This window comes from Cohnella sp., assembly GCF_041640265.1.
Classification (GTDB): Bacteria; Bacillota; Bacilli; order Paenibacillales; family Paenibacillaceae; genus Cohnella.
In genome coordinates this window covers 1-7,859 of the sequence record NZ_JBEQAP010000094.1, presented here as the reverse complement: position 1 = coordinate 7,859, position 7,859 = coordinate 1, and the positions used below count along the sequence as shown (strand labels likewise).

Here is a 7,859-nt window from a genome sequence, read left to right as displayed (position 1 = left end):
CTCTTGGTCGTCTAGTTTATTATATATGGCGGAGAGGGTGGGATACTCGCGGTCATCGCATGCTCGACCGCGAGACTCCGCTAGTCGCTCCGACGAACCCACGGGTTCTCATCCCGTTCCCTCTCCGCCAAAAACAAAAAGACGACCTCTTGGTCGTCTAGTTTATTATATATGGCGGAGAGGGTGGGATACTCGCGGTCATCGCATTGCTCGACCGCGAGACTCCGCTAGTCGCTCCGACGAACCCAGGGGTTCTCATCCCGTTCCCTCTCCTGACCAAACTATGTATTAGGTTGTTAGTGAGTACGGAGAGGGTGGGATTCGAACCCACGGAGGCTTGCACCTCGGCGGTTTTCAAGACCGCTGCCTTAAACCACTCGACCACCTCTCCATATGGTGACAATTTGCATTGTACCATATTCCAAACACGCGGAGCAACGTTAAATTCTAACTATCGGATTGCCTCGATGCCACCCATATAAGGTCGCAAAACCTTCGGTATGATCACAGAGCCGTCAGCCTGCTGGTAGTTCTCCAAAATTGCCGCGACCGTACGCCCGATAGCCAATCCTGAGCCGTTCAGCGTATGTACGAATTCCGGCTTCGCCTTCTGTTCGCGGCGGAAGCGGATGTTCGCCCGGCGTGCCTGGAAATCCTCAAAATTGCTGCACGAGGAAATTTCCCGATAGGTGCCGCTCGAAGGCAGCCAAACCTCCAAATCGTATGTCTTTGCCGAAGCAAAGCCCATATCGCCGGAACAAAGCAGCATCGTCCGGTACGGGAGCCCCAGCAGCTGCAGAATGGTTTCAGCTTGGTGCGTCAACGATTCCAGCTCCTCATAGGACGTATCGGGATGAGCCAGCTTCACCAGCTCGATTTTGTTGAATTGGTGCTGACGGATCAAGCCCCGCGTATCCCGGCCTGCCGAACCGGCTTCCGACCGGAAGCAAGCGCTGTATGCGGTGTAATACTTCGGAAGCTGATCGGCCTCCAAAATCTCTTCCCGATGATAATTGGTCACAGGCACTTCCGCAGTAGGGATCAGAAAATAATCGGTGCCCTCCAAGTGGAACACATCCTCCGCAAACTTCGGAAGCTGCCCTGTCCCGACCAAGCTGTCACGATGCACGATCATCGGAGGCAGCATTTCTTCATAGCCGAACCGGTCCACATGCACATCCAGCATAAAAGCGATCAATGCACGCTCCAGCCGCGCACCAAGCCCTTTGTAAAACACAAACCGAGAGCCCGTTACCTTGGCTGCCGCCTCAAAGTCGAGAATTCCCAGCTGCTGCCCCAGCTCCCAGTGAGGCCTCGCTTCAAATGCAAAGCTCGGCACCTCGCCCACACGCCGAACCTCGACATTATCCTCCTCGCTTCTTCCCACCGGCACACTTTCATGCGGTATATTAGGCAATGTCAGCACAATCGCATCGAGCTGCTCTTCAACCCCGCGAACCTCGTCATCGAGCACCTTGATCCGATCCGACACATCACGCATCTCTAGAATTAGCGCTTCCGCATCTTGTCCCGCTTTCTTCTTGGCCGCTACCTCCTGCGATACGGTATTGCGGCGGCTCTTCAGCTGTTCGCTTTCCTGAAGCAGCTCCCGACGGCGCAGGTCAACCTCTGTGAAGCCCGACAGCTCTTCCGGCGACTTCCCCCGGTTGCCCAGCGCCTGCTTCACCCGATCCAAATCATTACGCAGCACCTTCACGTCCAACAACGCATATCCCTCCACAATGGGCCAAAATGGGAAGCACCTCATCCCGTACATCAAGGAAAAGGTGCTGATCCGTCAAACTCTATTTGCCTGAAGCTTGCATCGGCAAGCTCTCTGTAACCATATCGGCGAAGTACCTGTGCATCCGCTCATCGTCCGTCAGCTCGGGATGGAACGACGCAGCAAGCAGGTGCCCCTGCCTAGCCGCCACGATACTGCCCTGATACTCACACAGCACGCGAACACCGTCGCCAACCCGCTCGATCAACGGCGCCCGAATAAACACAGCACGTACCGGCTCGTCGATGCCCTCGATCGGCAGGTTCGTTTCGAAGCTCTCGCGTTGACGCCCATAGGCATTGCGAACCACCTTCATATCCATCAACCGCAAGTGCGCTTCGTCCTGCCCGTCAATTTCATCCGCAAGCAAAATCAGCCCGGCACATGTTCCGAACACCGGCTTACCCGATCCGGCAAAGCTGCGAATACCCTCTAGAAAGCCGTATCTGCGCATCAGCTTGCCGATCGTTGTACTTTCGCCGCCAGGAATAATGAGTCCGTCCAGCTCGTCCAATTGCTCAAGACGCTTCACAATGACGCCTTCGGCACCGGCCTTCTCGATCAATCGTATATGCTCCGCTACTGCGCCTTGAAGCGCCAGTACACCAATCTTCATTCTTACCAACCGCGCTCCTGCATCCGCTCGGAAGCGGCGATCTTGGAAATTTCGATCCCCTTCATCGGCGTGCCCAAATTCTTGGAAAGCTCGGCGATCAAGCCGAAGTCTTCGTAATGTGTTGTTGCTTCAACGATGGCTTTTGCAAACTTCTCCGGGTTGTCCGATTTGAAAATGCCGGATCCCACGAATACGCCGTCCGAGCCAAGATGCATCATAAGCGCTGCATCGGCCGGTGTCGCTACACCGCCAGCTGCGAAGTTTACGACCGGCAAACGGCCTGTCTCATGTACTTGAAGCAAAAGCTCATATGGCGCGCCAAGATTTTTTGCTTCCGTCATCAGCTCGTCACGAGACATGCTCTGTACCTTGCGAATCTGACTCATCATCATCCGCATATGACGAACGGCTTCTACAATGTTGCCCGTTCCCGGCTCGCCCTTGGTACGAAGCATCGAAGCGCCTTCGCCGATGCGGCGGAGCGCTTCACCGATATCACGCGCGCCGCACACGAACGGAACCGTAAACTCATGCTTGTTTATATGGAACACTTCATCGGCAGGAGTAAGCACTTCGCTCTCATCGATATAGTCGACACCAAGCGCCTCCAGAACCTTCGCTTCGACAAAGTGACCGATTCGCGCTTTCGCCATTACCGGAACGGAAACTACCTTCATAACCTCTTCCACAATCGTCGGATCAGCCATACGCGCAACGCCGCCGGTTGCACGAATATCAGCCGGTACACGCTCCAGCGCCATAACGGCTACCGCGCCTGCAGCTTCGGCAATTTTTGCTTGTTCGGCGTTCATAACGTCCATGATGACGCCGCCCTTTTGCATCTCGGCCATACCTCTTTTAACTCTCGATGTTCCTGTCTCCATCATCTCTAGTCCTCCTGGCAATGACTTCTATCCGAATATTTTACCTGAATCCATAGCAACTTACAACGAAATTAGTCGAAAATGTTGAACATCCCGCTAAAACAAATTATTGAAGAAGCCACCGATGGATCTTAGCAGCAGTGAAAACCACCCGGCCTTCTCCACTTCCGACGCAGCCACCAGGTTCACTTGGCCTACTGCCTTCCCATTATGGAGAACGGTTGCTTTCCCTAATACAGTTCCAGCTTTGATCGGAGCGGTCCGAACCGTCTCATCGACAATCTGGATTTGATAGGTCGGCTCCGTCTTATCGCCCTTCTTAAGAATGAGCTCCAGCGCCGATTCCGTTACGATGGGAACCTCAAGCTGCTTGCCTTTTTTCACTGGAACCGTTTTTTGCTGCGAAAGCTCCAGCTTGGATTGCACCAGTGTTCTCTTCTCAAAATTGTTAAAGCCATAATCCAACAGCTTCTTGGATTCCTGGAATCGCTTTGGCTCCGTAGGTGCACCCATAATGACGCTAATGAAACGCATACCGCCGCGCACAGCAGTAGCAGTCAAGCACCACTTCGCCTCGTCCGTATGTCCCGTTTTTAACCCGTCTAATCCTTCATAGGCGTATTGCCGCAAATATAGATTATCTTTGTTCGCCTCAACCATCCAGTTCCAGTTAATCATCGGGTCTTTATCACGAGTTCGAAGCTGATAGCTCGGCTGCTTGGTAAAGTCGAGCACATCCGGATGCTCTTTAATGATATGATACGCCAGCATAGCGGAGTCTCTTGCGGTCAGCAATGTCTCCCCTGGCAAGCTCTTGGGATCATTGCCCTCCATATCGGCACGGGACAGCCCTGTTGCATTGATGAAGCGAGCTTTGGATGACAATCCGAGCTTCTGTGCCGTCTGATTCATCAGCTTTGAAAAATTTTCTTCTGTTCCCGATATGGCTTCTGCGAAAGCAACACTGGCATCATTCGCAGAGTAGATGGACATCGCCGCGAAAAGCTGCCTGACGGTGTACTGTTCGCCTTCTGCGAGCAGTGCGCTCGATCCGACGATGCTTGCCGCATATTTAGAAACGGTGATGATACTTTCCCATTTTAGCTTGCCCGTTTTGATATGATCCATCACGATATATTCCGTCATCATCTTTGACATACTCGCCGGGGGCAGCGCTTCATCCGCACCCATCTCGAACAACACTTGTCCGGTAGCGGCATCGATCAATATCGCCGTCCTCGCATCAAGCTTCAAATCAACCATGTCATTGGCTTTGGCGGCCGGAACTTGAAACAGCACAGAGGCAACCTGTAGAAGTAGTACAACAATAATGGCAGCGGACAGTCGTCTCCTCTGTTTCCCCATACTGAACAACATCCTCACTTCCCCATCCTGTAAATTTGCTCATTTATTGTACCACAGACCGGCCCCAAAAGAAAAAAGGACATTCGCCCTATAAGCGAATGTCCTGCCATAATCCGACGTTTATTACAAGGAATAGTTAGGAGCTTCCTTCGTTATTTGAACATCATGCGGATGACTCTCCCGCAAGCCTGCGCTCGTAATGCGAATGAAGGAGGTATCGTTCTGCAGCGCCTGAATCGTTCCCGTTCCACAGTAGCCCATGCCGGAGCGAAGGCCGCCAATCAATTGGTGTATCGTGTCGACAAGCGGTCCCTTGTAAGGGACTCGTCCCTCAATACCTTCCGGCACAAGCTTGTTCTCGTTCTCCTGGAAATAGCGGTCCTTGCTGCCTTCCTTCATTGCTCCAATCGAGCCCATGCCGCGGTACACCTTGAACCGTCGCCCCTGATAAATCTCCGACTCGCCCGGGCTCTCCTCCGTACCGGCAAACAAACTTCCGATCATAATCGCGCTGGCGCCGGCCGCAATGGCTTTTACAACGTCTCCGGAATATTTAATGCCGCCATCCGCGATAACAGGAACTCCATATTCCCGAGCAACCGTTGCGCAATCGTAGACAGCCGTAATTTGCGGAACACCGATACCTGCAATCACACGAGTCGTACAAATCGAGCCCGGGCCAATGCCCACCTTCACCACAGATGCGCCCGCTTCAATCAGATCACGTGTCGCTTCGCCGGTAGCCACATTGCCCGCGATGATCATCAGATCCGGGTATTGCTGGCGGAGCTTGCGAACCGTCTCAATGATGTTGACATGGTGACCGTGTGCGGAGTCAACAACGATCAGATCTACCTCGGACTCAACAAGCGCGGCGGCACGCTCAAACGTATCTTTAGAAATACCGATTGCAGCACCGACCACAAGCCGACCTTGCGCATCCTTCGCCGCATTCGGGAATTGGATCGCTTTTTCGATATCCTTGATTGTAATTAAACCCTTCAGATGAAAATGATCATCCACAAGCGGTAGCTTCTCAATCTTATGCTGCTGAAGAATGACTTCGGCTTGCTCAAGCGTCGTACCGACCGGTGCTGTGACCAAATTTTCCTTCGTCATCACTTCGCTAATCTTGATCGAATAATCGTGGACAAAACGCAAATCCCGATTCGTCAAAATTCCTACCAAACGATTGCCCTGGTCGACAATGGGTACACCCGAAATCCGATATTTGCTCATGAGCTCTTCCGCATCGTACACATGGTGATCGGGTGTAAGAGAGAATGGATTTGTAATTACGCCGCTCTCTGACCGCTTCACACGGTCTACCTCTTCCGCCTGCTGTTCCACGCTCATATTTTTATGAATAACACCGATACCGCCTTCTCGTGCAATTGCAATCGCAAGAGCTGACTCCGTGACTGTATCCATACCCGCACTCATTAGAGGGATGTTCAGCTTTAGCTGCCCCAGCTGTGTTGAAACATCGACTTCCCTCGGCAATACTGCTGATTTCCGAGGAACCAGCAATACATCGTCAAACGTCAAACCTTCCTTTGCAAACTTATTCTCCCACACTTGGCGTGTCTCCCTCGCTTTCCCGGGCTTATCCCTATATATTTTATCCATCTTATCAATCGACCCTATAGCTGTCAAGGAACGTTTTATGAACTCACAAGTTGTACCGGCAAGATGGATTCCATAGTAAATATTGCTCAATTCCCAAGTCCTTTAAAGCCCGAACTTGCTCCTGAACCTGAGCTGGGCCGTACGTCTGATGCGGATCAATCCACGTTGCCGTAAATGCCTGCAGCCATGGACGAATAGCCGCACCCTGGTCTAGCTCGCGGTTTCGTTCAATGGCATCCTGAATCGTACTCGCGATAATCCGGTAAGGCTCTAGATCCGGATGATCTACACCATACAGACCCGCACCATAGTGCGAGGGATATACCATTGGAGAGATAACATCTACTTGCTGGGTAAGCAAGCTCCAGTTTTGACCGATACCCATATCATCTCGCGCGGTCGCAATCATACCGAACACATCAGCGGACAACGGTTTCCCTTCACGGTGAATCTGTTCCTTTGCCATACGGAGAAAGGCTGCAATAATTTGCTCCTTACTCCATCTATTTGGGTTGAAAAAGGCAGCCTCTGCATCGAGTTTTTCCCCATTCTCCGGAAAGCGAACATAATCGTATTGAATTTCATCAAAACCGAGCTTAACCGCCTCGACCGCGATATCGATATTGTAACGAAGAACCTCGTCCCGATAGGGATCTACCCAGGACACTCCTTTCCCATCCTGCCAAACACCTCCGGATTTATTCTGAATGGCATACTCCGGCTTTGCTTTGGCGAAGAGCGGGTCCTTAAAGGCGACAACACGGCCAATCGTGTAGATTCCTTCCTCCTTCAATCGCTGAAGCGTCTGTCTGATATCGGGGAGGATTGGCTTGGCATCCGCTCGTAATTGTCCAACCAGTGGTACCTCGGAAGCGTACATCATTCGGCCATAATCATCCTTCACATCAAGCACGACCGCATTCAAGTTAGAGCTTCTTATCGTTTCGAGGATCGACTCCAAAAATTCCCCCTGGGCAGCATGCGCAGACACATATAAACCGCGAATATCCATACGAGTCGGTGGTACGGGGGGTTCAGGGTTCGCAGTATGAGAAGCTTGGGCGGATGCTTCAAGCTGCATCATTTCGTCCCTGTACTGAAGCTGAAATTGGTTCCATGTGTCATTGACGGCGGGCATAGGTGAATTTGCACGTGGAGATGGAGAGCTATGGTCCGTAAGGGGAGCATTCCTTGTACAAGAGGAAATCAGCATCGGCACAAGGAGAAAAAGGGTCAGCAGCCAAAGTCGATTCATACCGCACCTCCTACATGAGTTAGATGTAGTATGGGCTGGCGGTTTACAGTCGTTCCTGCTGAAATAGTTCCACAGCTTGAAATGAAAAACAAGCGTGCTGCCGAATTGGCAACACGCTTGTCATTTGCTTGGCGACGTCCTACTCTCCCGGGACCCTGCGGTCCAAGTACCATTGGCGCTGGAAGGCTTAACGGTCGTGTTCGGTATGGGTACGCGTGGTTCCCTTCCGCCATTGCCACCAAACATTCAGAGGTTTCATTCCCTGAAAACCGGATAGCTAGTGTTACACAGAAGATGGTTGTGAAGCAAGGTGTGTATGGGGTAGAT

General features: G+C 52.1%; 6 protein-coding genes, 1 tRNA gene and 1 rRNA gene. All 8 read right to left on the bottom strand.

All coding sequences use genetic code 11. The annotated features are described in order from the left end of the window. Positions 1-306: 306 nt before the first annotated feature. Positions 307-391 (bottom strand) — tRNA-Ser (locus ACESLK_RS29565). Positions 392-451: 60 nt separating this feature from the next. Further along, entirely contained in the window at positions 452-1,726 is a 1,275-nt protein-coding gene (serS, locus tag ACESLK_RS29560; protein WP_373233437.1) for a serine--tRNA ligase, read from the bottom strand. A gap of 79 nt (positions 1,727-1,805) precedes the next feature. Further along, positions 1,806-2,399 carry a pyridoxal 5'-phosphate synthase glutaminase subunit PdxT gene (gene pdxT / locus ACESLK_RS29555; RefSeq protein WP_373233436.1) on the bottom strand — a complete coding sequence of 198 codons (594 nt, stop codon included), beginning with the start codon at positions 2,397-2,399 and terminating at the stop codon, positions 1,806-1,808. Positions 2,400-2,401: 2 nt separating this feature from the next. After that, positions 2,402-3,286, bottom strand: a complete 885-nt coding sequence (pdxS, locus tag ACESLK_RS29550) for a pyridoxal 5'-phosphate synthase lyase subunit PdxS (RefSeq protein WP_373233435.1) — start codon at positions 3,284-3,286, stop codon at positions 2,402-2,404. A gap of 93 nt (positions 3,287-3,379) precedes the next feature. Continuing rightward, positions 3,380-4,648, bottom strand: a complete 1,269-nt coding sequence (locus ACESLK_RS29545; protein WP_373233434.1) for a D-alanyl-D-alanine carboxypeptidase family protein — start codon at positions 4,646-4,648, stop codon at positions 3,380-3,382. 123 nt (positions 4,649-4,771) lie between these two features. Continuing rightward, positions 4,772-6,226, bottom strand: coding sequence for an IMP dehydrogenase (gene guaB / locus ACESLK_RS29540; protein ID WP_373233433.1), 1,455 nt, complete (start codon positions 6,224-6,226; stop codon positions 4,772-4,774). 94 nt (positions 6,227-6,320) lie between these two features. Beyond that, positions 6,321-7,532 carry a putative glycoside hydrolase gene (locus tag ACESLK_RS29535; protein WP_373233432.1) on the bottom strand — a complete coding sequence of 404 codons (1,212 nt, stop codon included), beginning with the start codon at positions 7,530-7,532 and terminating at the stop codon, positions 6,321-6,323. Between the two features lie 126 nt (positions 7,533-7,658). Further along, positions 7,659-7,775, bottom strand: a 5S ribosomal RNA gene (gene rrf / locus ACESLK_RS29530). Between the last annotated feature and the right edge of the window lie 84 nt (positions 7,776-7,859).

What these genes read in the sequence shown, in the direction of transcription:
- pdxT (WP_373233436.1), bottom strand. Translation starts at nt 2,399, where the DNA reads ATGAAGATTGGTGTACTGGCGCTTCAAGGCGCAGTAGCGGAGCATATA.
- pdxS (WP_373233435.1), bottom strand. Translation starts at nt 3,286, where the DNA reads ATGATGGAGACAGGAACATCGAGAGTTAAAAGAGGTATGGCCGAGATG.
- ACESLK_RS29545 (WP_373233434.1), bottom strand. Translation starts at nt 4,648, where the DNA reads ATGGGGAAACAGAGGAGACGACTGTCCGCTGCCATTATTGTTGTACTA.
- ACESLK_RS29535 (WP_373233432.1), bottom strand. Translation starts at nt 7,532, where the DNA reads ATGAATCGACTTTGGCTGCTGACCCTTTTTCTCCTTGTGCCGATGCTG.